This is a genomic window from Terrimonas ferruginea DSM 30193 (assembly GCF_000425585.1).
Taxonomy (GTDB): Bacteria; Bacteroidota; Bacteroidia; order Chitinophagales; family Chitinophagaceae; genus Terrimonas; species Terrimonas ferruginea.
In genome coordinates this window covers 84,369-100,184 of sequence record NZ_KE384400.1, presented here as the reverse complement: position 1 = coordinate 100,184, position 15,816 = coordinate 84,369, and the positions used below count along the sequence as shown (strand labels likewise).

Genomic DNA, 15,816 nt, shown 5'->3' with positions numbered 1-15,816 from the left:
ACTCCCGGGAACCGGGCATATTTTCACATTATTATTTCTTGCTGATCTGTACAATCCGGTCATTGCTGCCATTGCTGGTACACAAATAAACCTCACCGGTAGGAGCAATACAGATATCACGCAGCCTTCCCCAGGTATTGTTGTAAAATTCATTCACATTGGTGATGCTGCGCCCATCACCGGACAGCTCGAGTTGGTATAAACGTGTATTCTTAAGTGTGGTAAACAACAGGGAATTTTTCCATTGTGGAATGGCATCGTGCGTATAATAATCCAGACCGGATGGCGCAATGGTAGGTGTCCATTCGCGCAGGGGCTGCATCACGTTCTGCGCGTTGCAAAATGTCTGCTCCGCAGGTGAGTCACAAAAACCGGCAACATCAGGCCAGCCATAATTCCTTCCTTTTTCAATGATATTGACTTCATCATCACTTGAAGGACCGTGCTCAGTGCTGTACAGCATGTTACGTGCATACACCAGTCCCTGCGGATTGCGGTGGCCAAGCGACCAGTAAGGATTACCGGAAACGGGATTATCGGAAGGAATGGTGCCATCGAGGTTAAGACGCAAGATCTTGCCGGCGGGAGAAGATACATTTTGCGCCAGCGCAGTGTTGTTGGCATCTCCCGTGGAGGCAAAAAGTTTATCACCCACGATCACCAGCCGGCTGCCGTTGTGCACGTTGGCGGCCGGAATATTTTCAATAAGATTCAAAGGCGCCTGCAGTGTATTGTTGCCATAAGTATATCGCACGATCTTCTCGCGGTACTGCCCGGCATTGGTATAGTTGTAAACGATGTATACGTAGGGCTGACTGGAAAACGAAGGGTGCAATACCATTCCCATCAGTCCGCCTTCACCCTGGCTTACCACATCGGGTACATTGAACAAGGTTGTTCTGTCGCCGGTAGCGGGATTAAAGCGGCTTATACGGCCACCTCTTTCGGTAAACCAGATATGGTTATCCGGTCCCCAGAGAATTTCCCAGGGTAATGTCAGTCCCGACAATACTACCGAATCGCGCAGATCGGCAGGGCCTTGCGGCCCGGCGTTGTCATTTTTTTTACAGGAAATAAGCAGGGCGGAAAAAGCCAGTGCGGTGATAAGGTGACGCATAGAAGATGTTGATTTACAGGTGTGGGGCCAAAATCATGCCGCTCACCGGCGGAAAGACCGTATTTACCGCTTTCTAATTTTAATATACCGAAAAACAAGCCCGATAAATTAGCAAAAGACCTAATTTTAATCTCAAACCAAAAGTTTCTTATAATATGAAAGGTAAAAGCATAGGCTGGATTGTTGTTCTGGCCATCTTAGTAATCGTTGGATTCATGGGTTGCAGCGGCTATAATGGCGTTGTAACAGCCGATGAACAGGTAAAAAAGAGCTGGAACAACGTAAACACCGAGTATCAAAAACGGGCTGATCTTGTGAATCAGTTGGTGGCTACCGTAAAAGGTGCTGCGAACTTCGAACAGGAGACATTGACCAAAGTGATTGAAGCCCGCGCCAAAGCGACTTCCATCAATCTGAACGCAGATCAACTGACTCCTGAAAATATGGCCCGTTTCCAACAGGCACAGGGAGAACTCTCCGGAGCCCTCAGCCGTCTGCTGGTAACCGTAGAACGTTACCCCGACCTGAAAGCAACGGCTAATTTTACACAGTTGCAAGGTCAGCTGGAAACAATCGAAAATGAAGTGCGTAATTCTCGTCGCAATTTCAATGAGGCGGTCAATACTTACAACGTAAAAGTCCGTTCTTTCCCGATGAATATCCTGGCCGGTATGTTTGGCTTCAAAGCAAAAGAAGGATTCAAGGCAGACGAAGGTGCTGAAAAAGCTCCTACAGTAGATTTTAGCAAGTAATGAAGCAACGTAATATTTATATAGCCGTTGCCGCTATAGCGGCAGTGCTGATCATATGGCTGGTTACTTCGTACAACGGTCTGGTATCGAAGGAGGAGAACGTAACAAGAACCTGGGCCGATGTGCAGGCAACCTATCAGCGCCGCCTCGACCTGATCCCGCAACTGGTAAGTACGGTAAAAGGCATGTCGGGTTTTGAAAGCTCTACGCTTATAGAAATCACGGAAGCCCGTTCGCGCGCTTCTCAGGTGATGATCACCGGCACACCCGATTCTGCCGCTTACAGGAAACACCAGGCAGTACAGGATTCGCTGGCAACGGCCACCAACCGGCTTATAGCACAGGTGGAAAGTTATCCGGAACTAAAGGGCACCGAAGCCTACCGCAAATTACAGGTGCAACTGGAAGGCACCGAGCGCCGCATTCGTGTAGCACGGCAGGACTTCAACGCAGCCGTTAACGATTATAATGTCGCTGTAAGAAGTTTTCCGCGAAACCTGGTGGCCGGTCTTTTTGGTTTCCGTAAAAAAGAAGGTTTCCAAGCCGATATTGGCGCCGATAAGGCAGTCGAAATAAAATTCTGATCCCGTGTTTTCATTTTTTAAACGAAAAAATAAATTCTTTTCCGACGAGGAACAGCACCATATCGTGGAGGCGATCCGGGAAGCTGAACGTCAGACAAGCGGCGAAGTACGTGTGTTTGTGGAATCGCATTGCCGTTTCATGGACGCAATCGACCGTGCAGCAGAGATCTTTTTTGGTTTGGAAATGGACCACACGCAGGACCGGAATGCGGTACTTGTATACGTGGCAACCGTTGATCACCAGCTCGCCATTTTTGCGGACGAACAAATTCATTTACGTACCGGCCAGGATTACTGGAATACCGAAGTGGAACAGATGATCACCGATTTTAATCGTGATAACCTTGCCGAAGGAATCCGGCATTGCGTAGAAGATATCGGTCTCGCCTTACGCACCCATTTTCCCTACAACAAAGACACCGACAAGAACGAACTACCTGACGAGATCGTGTTCGGAAAATAAATGATGAAAAAGTTCTTCCTATTCATATTTATGATAATGGCGCTGAAGGGCTTCACCCAAATCGATCAGGTGCTGCCGGCTGCCCCGGAGCCGCCACGCTTGGTAAACGATTTTACCGGACGTGCGCTGTCCGCCACTGACAGGGATAAACTCGAACAAAAACTGGTGAAGTTTGATCAGCGTGCGGATGTACAGATGGCCGTCGTCATCATGGACAGCGCCTACGGATATTCCTCCGAGGTGTATGCAAGAGCTCTGGCCAACAAATGGGGAATAGGCGATCAGCAAAAAAATAACGGGATCATCATACTGGTGACAACCGGCGGTGGTGAAGGCAAACGCGACCTGACGATCCAGTTGGGAAAAGCCTATGCCAGTTATCCCGTTAATGATGTATTGAATGAAATCATTGGTGAAATGATTCCTTTGTTCAAAGAAGGAAAAATGTACGAAGGGCTGGAGAAAGGGACAGATATGATCATGGAGGCCATTGATAAATTAAATGAAATGACCGGATCATCTTTTCAACATACTTCGCTGTTTTCAATCGTGCTGAATAAAGCCGGCTGACAATAAGCCGGGAATAAAGACATGAAAAAACTTATTTTCTTACTGACCTTTTTTGCGCTGGCATTCTCCGGAATGGCACAAGTGGAAAACGCCATACCCGGGCGTCCCAATCCGCCTAAACTGGTCAATGATTTTACGGGTACGCTCACGCCTGCACAGGCGCAGGAGCTCGAGCGCAAACTCGTGGCCTACGACGATTCCACGTCCAACCAGATTGCCGTGGTTATTGTGTCTGATCTGAAAGGATACAGTGCCGAAGATTTTGCGATGGCCATCGGCCGCAAGTGGGCCGTGGGGAACAAAGATTTTAACAACGGTGTGGTGCTGCTGGTATCCACCGGCGGTGGCTCCGGCAACCGCGATGTAACCATCCAGGTAGGATATGGATTGGAAGGGGTCATTACCGACTATGTGAGTCATTCCATCATCGAAACCGAGCTGGTCCCGAATTTCAAGGCGGGTAATATCTATCGTGGCCTGGACGAAGGCACTACGGAATTGTTCAAAGCTGCTGAAGGGCGCTACAAAGCACCCGAAGGATACGGCAGCCGTGGCAAGGGAAAAGGCGGCATGTCGCCCTTACTAATCATCATCATCGTTGTAATTATTTTAGTGGTGATGGGTATTGGTGGCGGAGGAAATGGCGGATACGTATCGCGTCGCGGCTATACCGGCTGGGGCGGATGGACCGGAGGCGGAGGTTGGTCGGGTGGAGGAGGAAGTGGCGGCGGCTGGTCCGGCGGTGGAGGCTTCGGTGGATTCGGTGGTGGCGGATTTGGCGGCGGTGGCGCAAGTGGGAAATGGTGAGATTAATTTGAAGATTTGATGATTTGAAAATTTGGGAATGCTGTTCTTTAGTAAACGGCATTATAAATTATCAAATGCACGATACGGGTCCTAACTCATTATCAAATTATCATATTAAAGAAGGCTGCTCTCAGAGCAGCCTTCTTACTTAAATTACCGGGTGCACGTGCCATTGCCGGAACTATTTTCAAATCTTCAAATCATCAAATTATCAAATTGTCAGAACCCTTTTTTATCTTCTTCCGATAATTGCGCTTTAATGTAGTCAACCTGCGCTTTCAGACCGGCATCGGTGGGTTGGGCTTCAAGGGCCTTGCTTTTTGCAGCGAGAATACCTTTGAGCACCATTCCGTTGATATAAGGATCCGTTTGCGTACGGTAACTTGCCGGAATCTCTTCGCGGAACTTCACCACGGCGTCAATACCTCTTTTTACTTTATCGGTATTTTTCAATGCTGCGATGTAGGTGGAAATATTACCTACCGCATCGAATTTTTCCTGGAGGCCCATTGTTTCAAAGCCACCGATTACTTCGTCAAACATGCTTTCGTCACCTGCTTTCAGAATTTCCGACATTACCGCAGCTTTCAACGCACCGCGGGATGGCTTTTTATTCAATTCTTTTGCCAGTGCCAGCGCACCTTGTTCATCCACCTTGCTGTAGGCAGACAAGGCATAGCCCGCTACGGTGTAAGATGAATCATTGGTAGCACCTTTAAAAAATGCAGCATACGCCGGGTTGTTGTATTCGCCAAGCATGCGGATAGCGCGGGCGCGAACAGCGGGTTTTTTATCTTCTTTGGCCATACGGGCGATCAGCGGTTCGATATCAGCCTTGATCTTCTCGTTCTTCAGGGTCAGTTTAGACAAGGCAAAGCTGCGAAGTCCTTCATATTTGTCAGCCAGTGCTGTTTTGAGGAAGGCGACCGCTTTATCATTATCCAGGTATTTCGATGCATAGTCGATGGCCTCGCGGCGATCGAGATAAGAACCGGCATATTTATACTGATGAATGAAGTTGTCGAGGGTCTTGTTGTCTTTCTTGGTCCACAACATCACTTTGTCGCCGTCTACGTTGATCAGATCGGGGCGTTTGGTATACCGGATGGTGAATGTATCTTCCATATTATCGGCTAAAACATTGTAACGTGTTTTCTGTGCGCCGTTGTATACGTCGATAGCGATCGGCAGTTGGAATACCTTGCCGGATTTTTGCGTCTGGCGTACGATCACTTTGACAGTACCTGCGGCGTCATCATACATATAATCGATGTCAACGCTGGGGTTGCCGCTGCCGAAATACCATTGGTTAAAGAACCAGTTCAGGTCGCGGCCCGTTACCTCTTCAAATGCAAGACGCAACTGATGTGCTTCGCCGGTTTTGAATTTATTGGTAACAAGAAAAAGGTTAAGCGATTTGAAGAAAGCAGAATCGCCTACATAGTTGCGGAGCATATGAAGAATGCGGCCTCCTTTGTTGTAGCTCACCGCGTCAAACATATCTTCCTTATCGCGGTATTGAAAACGCACGAGGTCTTTTGCACCGCTGTTGCTTTGCAGGTAGCCCGACATATCATCGAAGTTGTGGTCATCGGCGTCGTCCTTGCCATATTTGTATTCATTCCACAGGTATTCGCTGTAGTTGGCAAATGACTCATTGATGGTAAGGTTGCTCCAGCTTTCAGCAGTAACATAGTCGCCAAACCAATGGTGGAATAGTTCATGTGCAATCGTTCCTTCCCAATGGTTGCCATCCACGAGTTCGCGTGCATCCTGCTGTGCGCTTTCCTGGTGCAATGTAGCTGTGGTATTTTCCATGGCACCGCTCACATAATCGCGGCCTGTGATCTGTGCATATTTTATCCAGGGATAATCAACGCCGGTAATTTTTGAAAAGAACGCCATCATCTCCGGTGTATGGCCAAAAATGCGACGGGCAACGGGTTCGTATTCTTTCTCTACATAATAACTCACTTCTTTGCCTTTGTACGAATCGCGGACAACTGCATATTCACCTACGCCCATGAAGAACAGGTAAGGAGCGTGGGGCAGGTCCATTTTCCAGTAATCGGTACGGGTGCCGTCGGCATTCTTTTTCTGGCTGGTCAGTTTACCATTGCTCAGTGTTACATATTTCGCAGGCACGGTCATGTAAATCTCCTGCGTGGTCTTTTGGTTGGGTTTGTCGATAGTGGGGAACCATACGGAGCTGGCTTCGGTTTCACCTTGTGTCCAGATCTGTGTGGGTTTATTTTTCTCTTTACCGAGTGGGTTTACAAAATAAAGCCCCTTGGCATCGGTGATGGCTGCGCTTCCTTCTGCTTCGAGTTCATCGGGCTTGGCCGTATAATCGAGATAAATGGTATAAGATTCGCCGCCTTTATAAGTTTTGTCAAGTGTAATGAACAGTTGCTTGTTATCGTAGCGGTATTTGAGGTCGCGCAGGGTGGAGCCTTTGGCAATGGCCACTTTGCGGATATCCATTCCTTTGGCATCGAGTGTCAGCGAATCGGTAGCATAAAAATGAGGCTTGAGCGTGATCCAGGCCTTACCGTTCAGATAGCTTTTGCTGTAGTCAAACTTCACATCCAGTTTGGTATGAACCAGGTCGTTGATACGGGTGGCTGATTCGCGGTAGACCTTTTTCCAGCTGGTGTCGGTATTAGGACGATGCTGTGCGGTGGCCAGCAGCGTAAGGCTGAGCAGCCCTCCTGCCAACAAGAATTTTTTCATTACGTTATCGTTTAAGCTACAAATATAACCGGTGAAAGCCTTGCCGGAAATGAAAAAGGATGGGTGGCGTTTGTATTTAACAACCTCTTATAGTGTTATTTGGATTAATTTTGAAACCAATCAATCTCTCAACAATGAAGCGAGTCGTTCTCTGCCTGGGTCTGGTGTTATGGGTAAGCCTTGTGTCGGCGCAGCGTCGCTGGTTCCTCTATTTACAGTCCGAGCAGGAACAACCTTTCTTTGTCAAGATGAATGACCAGGTATACAGCGCTTCTGCGTCAGGGTATCTTATTCTTTCCCAATTAACGGACAGCAGCTACACATTTGGTGTGGGATTTCCGCAGGCCCGCTGGCCGGAGCAGCGGTTCACCATCGACATTCGCCAGGGCGACAAAGGATACCTGTTGAAAAACCTGCCTGAAAAAGGGTGGGGATTATTTGATTTGCAGACCGCACAACTCATAATGCCCGCCAGCAATGCCTCCAATGGGGTAAAAATGGAAAAAATACCATCGGTGAGTCCGTTTACGGAAAAGCTGGCGAAAGCATCGTCCGACAGTACATTGAAATACCGTCCGGTGGTGGAGAAGGTGGCGCCGGTAAAACAGGAAACCAGGCCGGAAGTGGTCAAAGAACCGGTAAAAGAGCCGGAGCCGGTGGTGAAAGAACCTGCAATAAAAGAAACGCCGAAGCAGGAAGTGGCAGTCGTTACTGATGATGAAGAACGTGCGAAAGCTGAAACGGTGGCAAAGCCACCTGTAGCGGAAACAAAAATAGAGGAGCCGGTAAAAGAAACGGTGAAAACGCCGGAGGGCGAGATCAAAAAAGAGGCTGTTGCGGTACCAGCGGAAGTTGCGGCAACCGGGGCGGTGCGGTATGTTGGAAAAGAAGAAATGAAAGATGGTACGGTGGCCACCTACGAAGAGCAGGACGAAACGGGTAAATGGGTAACGGTGAGGATACTGATTCCCCCTGCAAAGCAATTGTTTAAAGCGGAACCGGTAGTGGAAGAAAAGAAGGAGGAGGTAGCACAACCGAAAGTGGAAATAAAGAAAAATGCATGCAAGGAGGTGGCCGGCGAGAGTGATTTCCTGAAACTGCGTCGCAAGATGGCCGCTGCCGCCAGCGATGACGGGATGATCGCCGAGGCCCGCAAATACTATAAAAACAAATGTTTCACTACCCAGCAACTGCGTGACCTGAGTTCACTGTTCCTGTCGCCGGCAGGCAAATACAACTTCTTCGATGCGTCATACGGTTCGGTATCGGATCCGGCGGCCTTTCCTTCGCTGGAGGCTGAAATCCGCGATCCTTATTATATTAAACGCTTCCAGGCGATGCTGCGGTAGTGTAAAATCAGCCATGACAAGATATTTTTTGGAATTATCCTATAAGGGCACGCGTTACAGCGGGTTTCAGACCCAGGAAAATGCGGAAACGGTGCAGGGTGAGGTGGAAAAGGCCTTCAGCACGCTGCAGCGTAAGCCGGTGGAACTGATCGGCTCTTCCCGTACGGATGCGGGGGTCCACGCGCTGCAGAACTTCTTTCACTTCGACTTTGAGGGAGAGTTACATCCCGATTTCGTCTATAAAATGAATGCGATCCTGCCACGGGACATTGTCATTCATGGTGTGGAGGCGGTGGCGCCGGAGGCTCACTGCCGGTTTGATGCCACGAGCCGCTACTATCGCTATTATATATACAGGGCTAAAAACCCGTTTCTGGAGGACCGTGCTTACTTCTATCCTTATACAATGGATATGGAAAAGATGCAAATGGCGGCGGCTATGCTGATGGAATACGAGGACTTCACGACATTTTCCAAGCGCAATACCCAGGTAAAGACGTTTAAATGCAGGATTTCGCACAGTAAATGGTTGTGGGAAGGGGAGTATTTGGTATATGAAGTGGAGGCGAACCGGTTTCTGCGGGGCATGGTAAGAGCGCTGACGGCTACGATGTTGAGGGTAGGCAGGGGAAAGATAGGGCTGGAAGAATTCAGGCAGATCATTGAGGGGAAGGACAATACGAAGGCGAATTTTGATGTACCGGGGAAGGGGTTGTTTCTGACGGCGGTGAGGTATGGCAATGTGAATAGTCAATAGTCAATGGTCAATCGTGAATCGTCAATGGTCAATCGGCAATCGTGACTATGATGATCGCTGCGGCTTATACTGGCTACGTATAACGGCAGTTACCCTGCACTTTAAGCCTTCCGCCTTCCACTTTCTCCCGGCTGTTTTACTTAAAACTTATTACTTACTACTTATGCCCGAAGTATCGGGCGGCTGTTTACCTTAAGCCTTAGGCCGAAACTTCGGCCCGAAGTGTCGGGCCTTATGCCTTAAGCCTTCTCCCGGCTGTTTACTTAAAACTTACTACTTATAACTTACAACGGCTGTTTACCTTAAGCCTTAGCCCGAAGTGTCGGGCCTTACACCTTCCGCCTTCTCGAAAAAATTTTTCCATTGAAATGCAGACTGGACGCGGGTTTGGAAATAGGGGGCAAAAAAAGAAGTAAAAAAGATTTGGTGGAAAGAAACGCCGTCCTATCTTTGCCGCCCGTTCAACAAACGGATAGCTCTCTGAAAGGTAAATGTGAAGAAAAATGTGCGGTAGATGTGAAAAAGAAAAAAAAGAAATTTTTGGTGTGAATGGTTTGAAATATCTATCTTTGCCGTCCGGCTGTAAAAAACCGGAAGTTCTTCATAAGGGTTGACAATCACTGGATAGCAGAAAAAAAATCTGAAAATAAATTTGGTGAAACGAAACAAACTCTTACCTTTGCACTCCCAATCAAAACAGGGAAATAGTTCTTCGAAAAACGCGGTTCACTTGAAGGAAAAAATAACTGAAAAATTTAAAAAATAAATTTGGCAGTTTGAAAAAGAAACTTCAACTTTGCACTCCCAATCAAATGGGACTGAGTTCTTAAGGGAAGTAATTGAGAATCACTGGTTAACGAAAAAATTTTTGAAAAAAGATTTGGTAGTTTGAAAAAGATTCTTACCTTTGCAATCCCAATCGAAACGAGGTTGTTGAAAAAGTGAAACGAAAGTTCTTCTGAAATAAAGATGAGGCGAAAGGCCTGAAGGTTCAAAACCTTAACATCTGCAAGCTTGATCAACGAAAGTTGAGATAGTCAAGTTCTTTGAAAGTTAGGAAACAATAGCACGCAACTTAGATAGCCATCTAGGTTGTAACAAAAGGTAAGTCAAAGCGAATATAATTCGATTTGACACGTTTAATTTTCTCTTGAGAATTTTAAAATGTCAGTATCAAACATCATTTACAATGGAGAGTTTGATCCTGGCTCAGGATGAACGCTAGCGGCAGGCTTAATACATGCAAGTCGTGGGGCAGCGCAGTGTAGCAATACATGGGCGGCGACCGGCAAACGGGTGCGGAACACGTACACAACCTTCCTTTTAGTGGAGCATAGCCTAAGGAAACTTGGATTAATACTCCGTAACATAATGAAGTGGCATCACTTTATTATTATAGCAGCAATGCGCTAGAAGACGGGTGTGCGGCTGATTAGGTAGTTGGCGGGGTAACGGCCCACCAAGCCTACGATCAGTAACTGGTGTGAGAGCACGACCAGTCACACGGGCACTGAGACACGGGCCCGACTCCTACGGGAGGCAGCAGTAAGGAATATTGGTCAATGGACGAAAGTCTGAACCAGCCATGCCGCGTGGAGGATGAAGGCCCTCTGGGTTGTAAACTTCTTTTATATGGGACGAAAAAGGGACTTTCTAGTTCAACTGACGGTACCATAGGAATAAGCACCGGCTAACTCCGTGCCAGCAGCCGCGGTAATACGGAGGGTGCAAGCGTTATCCGGATTCACTGGGTTTAAAGGGAGCGTAGGTGGGTTGATAAGTCAGTGGTGAAATCTTCGAGCTTAACTCGGAAACTGCCATTGATACTATCAGTCTTGAATATTGTGGAGGTTAGCGGAATATGTCATGTAGCGGTGAAATGCTTAGATATGACATAGAACACCAATTGCGAAGGCAGCTGGCTACACATATATTGACACTGAGGCTCGAAAGCGTGGGGATCAAACAGGATTAGATACCCTGGTAGTCCACGCCCTAAACTATGGATACTCGACATACGCGATACACTGTGTGTGTCTGAGCGAAAGCATTAAGTATCCCACCTGGGAAGTACGATCGCAAGATTGAAACTCAAAGGAATTGGCGGGGGTCCGCACAAGCGGTGGAGCATGTGGTTTAATTCGATGATACGCGAGGAACCTTACCTAGGCTAGAATGCTGGGAGACCGTGGGTGAAAGCTCACTTTGTAGCAATACACTGCCAGTAAGGTGCTGCATGGCTGTCGTCAGCTCGTGCCGTGAGGTGTTGGGTTAAGTCCCGCAACGAGCGCAACCCCCATCACTAGTTGCCATCAGGTAACGCTGGGAACTCTAGTGAAACTGCCGTCGTAAGACGTGAGGAAGGAGGGGATGATGTCAAGTCATCATGGCCTTTATGCCTAGGGCTACACACGTGCTACAATGGAGAGGACAAAGAGCTGCCACTTGGTGACAAGGAGCTAATCTCAAAAACCTCTTCTCAGTTCAGATTGGAGTCTGCAACTCGACTCCATGAAGCTGGAATCGCTAGTAATCGTATATCAGCAATGATACGGTGAATACGTTCCCGGACCTTGCACACACCGCCCGTCAAGCCATGAAAGCCGGGTGTACCTAAAGTCGGTAACCGAAAGGAGCCGCCTAGGGTAAAACTGGTAATTGGGGCTAAGTCGTAACAAGGTAGCCGTATCGGAAGGTGCGGCTGGAATACCTCCTTTTTAGAGCTTATGCCGATTTAATCGGTACATGATTTACTGGCTATTGTTTCCTTACTTTTCATTGACTTTCAGTTCTTTACAATTAGTAACCCGAAAACGGGAGGCTACAATTAAACAGATCCGTAGCTCAGCCTGGTTAGAGCACTACACTGATAATGTAGGGGTCAGCAGTTCAAATCTGCTCGGGTCTACTTAAAAGGTACACGGGATAAGGCCAGGAGATTAAAGGCTACGACCTTTCTTCTCAAGCTTACACCTTCAAACCTTAATTTGGGGGGTTAGCTCAGTTGGCTAGAGCATCTGCCTTGCACGCAGAGGGTCATCGGTTCGACTCCGATATCCTCCACAAATCAGAGAAATCTGAAACAGTTCTTAACATAGAAGATAATGCCTGAGAGGCGTTTGATGGTTCGAAACCATATTATCTACAGAAGTTAATTTAACACGGAAACTTGCTATTTGATTTTCAAATTTTCAGGTTTTCAAATTAACAAGCTCTTTGACATATTGGGAAAATAATAGTTAGAACGAAGTATCTAACCCTTGCAGCAATGCAAGGACGATCACAAATTTTTAATCACCATGATTTTTTATGGTTGGTCTGAAGAAATGTGGTCGGGTAACAACTACAAGAATAACATAATAATTCTAGTTTTTTAAGTTTTTTAAAGCAACTAAGGGCGCATGGTGGATGCCTTGGGTCTGAGAGGCGACGAAGGACGTGGTAAGCTGCGATAAGCCAGGAAGAGCTGCACACAAGCATTATATCCCTGGATTTCCGAATGGGTCAACCCACTATACTGAAGGTATAGTACTCGTAAGAGAGCCAACCCCGAGAACTGAAACATCTAAGTACCGGGAGGAAAAGAAAACAATAGTGATTCCCTGAGTAGTGGCGAGCGAAATGGGAATAGCCTAAACTTGCTCCGCGTGCGGAGCGAGGGTTGTAGGACTGCATTTAGAAATTGTCATCAAGTTGAATCTTTTGGAAAATTGAGCCATAGAGGGTGATAGCCCCGTAAGCACAAATTGACAAGGACGAGCAGTATCCTGAGTAAGGCGGGACCGGAGAAATCCTGCCTGAATCTGCCAGCACCATCTGGTAAGGCTAAATACTCCTCAGACACCGATAGTGAACCAGTACCGTAAGGGAAAGGTGAAAAGCACCCTAAACAAGGGAGTGAAATAGTACCTGAAACCGTGCGCCTACAAGCGGTCGGAGCATCGTAAGATGTGACGGCGTGCCTTTTGCATAATGAGCCTACGAGTTGCTCCTCACTGGCGAGGTTAAGTTTTTAACAACGGAGCCGTAGCGAAAGCGAGTCCAAATAGGGCGCTTAGTCAGTGGGGGCAGACGCGAAACTTTGTGATCTATCCATGGGCAGGTTGAAGGTGTGGTAACACACACTGGAGGACCGAACCCGTTGACGTTGAAAAGTCTTGGGATGACCTGTGGATAGGGGTGAAAGGCCAATCAAACTGAGAGATAGCTCGTTCTCCCCGAAATGTTTTTAGGAACAGCCTCGGATTATGAAGTCTGTTAGAGGTAGAGCTACTGATTGGGCTAGGGGGCTTCACCGCCTACCAAACCCTGACAAACTCCGAATGCTAACAGATATCTCCGGGAGTGAGGCTACGGGTGCTAAGATCCGTGGCCGAGAGGGAAATAACCCAGAATAGCAGCTAAGGTCCCTAATACGTAGTTAAGTTGATCAAACGAAGTAGAGCTTCTATAACAGCCAGGATGTTTGCTTGGAAGCAGCAATTCATTTAAAGAGTGCGTAACAGCTCACTGGTCGAGAGGCTCTGCACGGAAAATAATCGGGCATCAAACTACGAACCGAAGCTCTATGATTGCCACTTGGTGGTATATCGGTAGGGGAGCATTGAAATCTGCATCGAAGGTGTACGGCGACGTATGCTGGAGCGATTTCAAAAGAAAATGTAGGCATAAGTAACGATAAAATAGGTGAAAAACCTATTCGCCGAAAGTCTAAGGGTTCCTGATCAACGTTAATCGGATCAGGGTTAGCCCGGTCCTTAGTCAAACCCGAAAGGGGTAGATGATGGAAAGCAGGTTAATATTCCTGCGCCTGCTATACATTAAAAGTGACGGAGAATGCTAGTTACATAGGCTGACGGATTAGCCGAGCGGATCCTTCGGGTGAAGCGCAGTAATGAAAGTTCTTCCAAGAAAAGCGAGTATAGCAGCCGGTACCGCAAACCGACACAGGTAGACGGGATGAGTATTCTAAGGCGCTCGGGTGAGCCGTGGAGAAGGAACTAGGCAAATTGACGCTGTAACTTCGGGATAAAGCGTACCTACTTCGGTAGGTCTCAGTAAAATGGTTCAACCAACTGTTTAACAAAAACACAGGGCCCTGCAAAATCGAAAGATGACGTATAGAGCCTGATACCTGCCCGGTGCTGGAAGGTTAAGGAAGGGTGTTCGGCGCAAGCCAAAGCTCCTGACTGAAGCCCCAGTAAACGGCGGCCGTAACTATAACGGTCCTAAGGTAGCGAAATTCCTTGTCGGGTAAGTTCCGACCTGCACGAATGGTCTAATGAGTTGAACGCTGTCTCCTCCACGAGCCCGGTGAAATTGTAGTATCGGTGAAGATGCCGGTTACCCGCCACGGGACGGAAAGACCCCGTGAACCTTCACTACAACTTTGCATTGATTTTGAATTACGGATGTGTAGAATAGTTGGGACGCTTTGAAGCAGTGGCGCTAGCCATTGTGGAGCGGTCGTTGAAATACCAACCTTCTTTGATTTAGAGTCTAATCCCTAACGGGAAACAGTGCATGGTGGGTAGTTTGACTGGGGTGGTCGCCTCCTAAAGAGTAACGGAGGCTTGCAAAGGTTCCCTCAGTACGGTTGGTAATCGTACGTAGAGCGCATCAGTATAAGGGAGCTTGACTGTGAGGCATACACGCCGAGCAGGGACGAAAGTCGGCTGAAGTGATCCGGCGGTTCTGTATGGAAGGGCCGTCGCTCAAAGGATAAAAGGTACTCCGGGGATAACAGGCTGATCTCCCCCAAGAGCTCATATCGACGGGGAGGTTTGGCACCTCGATGTCGGTTCGTCACATCCTGGGGCTGGAGAAGGTCCCAAGGGTTCGGCTGTTCGCCGATTAAAGTGGCACGTGAACTGGGTTCAGAACGTCGCAAGACAGTTCGGTCCCTATCTGTGGTGGGCGTTAGTAAATTGAGAGGACATGACCTTAGTACGAGAGGACCGGGTCGTACGTACCGCTGGTGTATCTGTTGTGCCGCCAGGTGCAATGCAGAGTAGCTATGTACGGAAAGGATAAACGCTGAAAGCATCTAAGCGTGAAACCTGCCTCAAGATGAGTTTACTTTTAAGGGCCGTCAGAGACTATGACGTTGATAGGCTACAGGTGTAAAGGTGGTAACATCAAAGCCGAGTAGTACTAATTGCCCGTACGCTTTAATTTTTTTTCTTAGACTCTCGTTCTAACTTTTCCCAATATGATCTTATTTGAGTTGTAAGTAATAAGTAGTAAGTAATAAGTCATTCATCTGTTTGAATTGACCTTGCTTAAAACTTATAACCTAATACTTATAACTTATTACCTTCTTATGGTGGTTTTTCCAAGGGTGTTCACCTCTTCCCATTCCGAACAGAGAAGTTAAGCCCCTTATGGCCGATGGTACTGCACCACAATGCGGGAGAGTAGGTAGCTGCCATATTCTTTACAAATAGCCTTTCAGTTTACTGAGAGGCTATTTTGTTTTTATACCATTCCCACCCCACAACTGCAGCAAATCCGACAGTTTCAGTTCCCTCAGCAACGCAAAAACTCCGGCCAGTAGTTCCACCTTACCACTCGCACGACGGGAGTCCTGTTTTCGATATATCCTTCTACACCTGGTCAGGTTGGCATTTCGTATTAACCTCACCCTTGCCCCTGAAACTTATAACTTAGGACTAATAACTTAAT

10 protein-coding genes, 2 tRNA genes and 3 rRNA genes are annotated in these 15,816 nt (G+C 47.6%); 13 read left to right on the top strand and 2 right to left on the bottom strand.

The features are described from left to right. Nucleotides 1-31 precede the first annotated feature (31 nt). Complete coding sequence (locus tag H608_RS0116995) at nt 32-1,117, bottom strand: PQQ-dependent sugar dehydrogenase (protein ID WP_028788737.1); 1,086 nt, start codon at nt 1,115-1,117, stop codon at nt 32-34. A gap of 155 nt (nt 1,118-1,272) precedes the next feature. Here H608_RS0116995 and H608_RS0116990 point away from each other — a divergent pair, with 155 nt between their 5' ends. The 5 genes from H608_RS0116990 to H608_RS0116970 are packed head-to-tail and all read left to right on the top strand — an operon-like array spanning nt 1,273 to nt 4,293. Further along, the gene (locus tag H608_RS0116990) at nt 1,273-1,869 is read left to right on the top strand and encodes a LemA family protein (RefSeq protein WP_028788736.1); all 597 of its coding nucleotides are present in this window, start codon (nt 1,273-1,275) and stop codon (nt 1,867-1,869) included. Beyond that, on the top strand, nt 1,869-2,453 hold the full coding sequence (locus tag H608_RS0116985) for a LemA family protein (protein WP_028788735.1): 585 nt from the start codon (nt 1,869-1,871) through the stop codon (nt 2,451-2,453). The genes H608_RS0116990 and H608_RS0116985 overlap by 1 nt, the downstream gene beginning before the upstream one ends. Before the next feature lie 4 nt (nt 2,454-2,457). Then, entirely contained in the window at nt 2,458-2,916 is a 459-nt protein-coding gene (locus tag H608_RS0116980) for a TPM domain-containing protein (RefSeq protein ID WP_028788734.1), read from the top strand. A gap of 36 nt (nt 2,917-2,952) precedes the next feature. Beyond that, nucleotides 2,953-3,486: a TPM domain-containing protein gene (locus tag H608_RS23805; RefSeq protein WP_028788733.1), complete on the top strand. Its 534-nt coding sequence runs from the start codon at nt 2,953-2,955 to the stop codon at nt 3,484-3,486. A gap of 21 nt (nt 3,487-3,507) precedes the next feature. After that, a complete protein-coding gene (locus H608_RS0116970; RefSeq protein ID WP_028788732.1) occupies nt 3,508-4,293 on the top strand; it encodes a TPM domain-containing protein in 786 nt (261 codons plus the stop codon). A 219-nt stretch (nt 4,294-4,512) separates the two neighbouring features. Here the strand turns inward: H608_RS0116970 and H608_RS0116965 are convergent, their stop codons facing one another. Then, nucleotides 4,513-7,026 (bottom strand): M1 family metallopeptidase, encoded by a 2,514-nt coding sequence (locus H608_RS0116965; RefSeq protein ID WP_028788731.1) that lies wholly within the window; start codon nt 7,024-7,026, stop codon nt 4,513-4,515. Between the two features lie 134 nt (nt 7,027-7,160). Here H608_RS0116965 and H608_RS0116960 point away from each other — a divergent pair, with 134 nt between their 5' ends. From H608_RS0116960 to rrf, 8 genes are all read left to right on the top strand, one after another. After that, nucleotides 7,161-8,375: a hypothetical protein gene (locus H608_RS0116960; RefSeq protein ID WP_155990219.1), complete on the top strand. Its 1,215-nt coding sequence runs from the start codon at nt 7,161-7,163 to the stop codon at nt 8,373-8,375. A 13-nt stretch (nt 8,376-8,388) separates the two neighbouring features. Next, nucleotides 8,389-9,132: a tRNA pseudouridine(38-40) synthase TruA gene (gene truA / locus H608_RS0116955; protein ID WP_028788729.1), complete on the top strand. Its 744-nt coding sequence runs from the start codon at nt 8,389-8,391 to the stop codon at nt 9,130-9,132. 363 nt (nt 9,133-9,495) lie between these two features. Further along, entirely contained in the window at nt 9,496-9,681 is a 186-nt protein-coding gene (locus H608_RS0116950) for a hypothetical protein (RefSeq protein ID WP_028788728.1), read from the top strand. 637 nt (nt 9,682-10,318) lie between these two features. Further along, a 16S ribosomal RNA gene (locus H608_RS22740) occupies nt 10,319-11,849 on the top strand. A 116-nt stretch (nt 11,850-11,965) separates the two neighbouring features. Continuing rightward, a tRNA-Ile gene (locus H608_RS0116935) sits at nt 11,966-12,040 on the top strand. Nucleotides 12,041-12,121: 81 nt separating this feature from the next. Continuing rightward, nucleotides 12,122-12,195 (top strand) — tRNA-Ala (locus tag H608_RS0116930). 318 nt (nt 12,196-12,513) lie between these two features. After that, nucleotides 12,514-15,309, top strand: a 23S ribosomal RNA gene (locus H608_RS0116925). 144 nt (nt 15,310-15,453) lie between these two features. Beyond that, nucleotides 15,454-15,565: ribosomal RNA gene (rrf, locus tag H608_RS0116920) — 5S ribosomal RNA — on the top strand. Together the 16S, 23S and 5S rRNA genes with 2 tRNA genes alongside form the textbook arrangement of a ribosomal RNA operon. Nucleotides 15,566-15,816: the final 251 nt, after the last annotated feature.

Excerpts from the sequence above, each read along its gene's own strand:
- H608_RS23805 (WP_028788733.1), top strand. The coding sequence starts at position 2,953 with ATGGCGCTGAAGGGCTTCACCCAAATCGATCAGGTGCTGCCGGCTGCC.
- H608_RS0116985 (WP_028788735.1), top strand. The coding sequence starts at position 1,869 with ATGAAGCAACGTAATATTTATATAGCCGTTGCCGCTATAGCGGCAGTG.
- H608_RS0116970 (WP_028788732.1), top strand. The coding sequence starts at position 3,508 with ATGAAAAAACTTATTTTCTTACTGACCTTTTTTGCGCTGGCATTCTCC.
- H608_RS0116965 (WP_028788731.1), bottom strand. The coding sequence starts at position 7,026 with ATGAAAAAATTCTTGTTGGCAGGAGGGCTGCTCAGCCTTACGCTGCTG.
- H608_RS0116990 (WP_028788736.1), top strand. The coding sequence starts at position 1,273 with ATGAAAGGTAAAAGCATAGGCTGGATTGTTGTTCTGGCCATCTTAGTA.
- H608_RS0116995 (WP_028788737.1), bottom strand. The coding sequence starts at position 1,117 with ATGCGTCACCTTATCACCGCACTGGCTTTTTCCGCCCTGCTTATTTCC.
- truA (WP_028788729.1), top strand. The coding sequence starts at position 8,389 with ATGACAAGATATTTTTTGGAATTATCCTATAAGGGCACGCGTTACAGC.
- H608_RS0116960 (WP_155990219.1), top strand. The coding sequence starts at position 7,161 with ATGAAGCGAGTCGTTCTCTGCCTGGGTCTGGTGTTATGGGTAAGCCTT.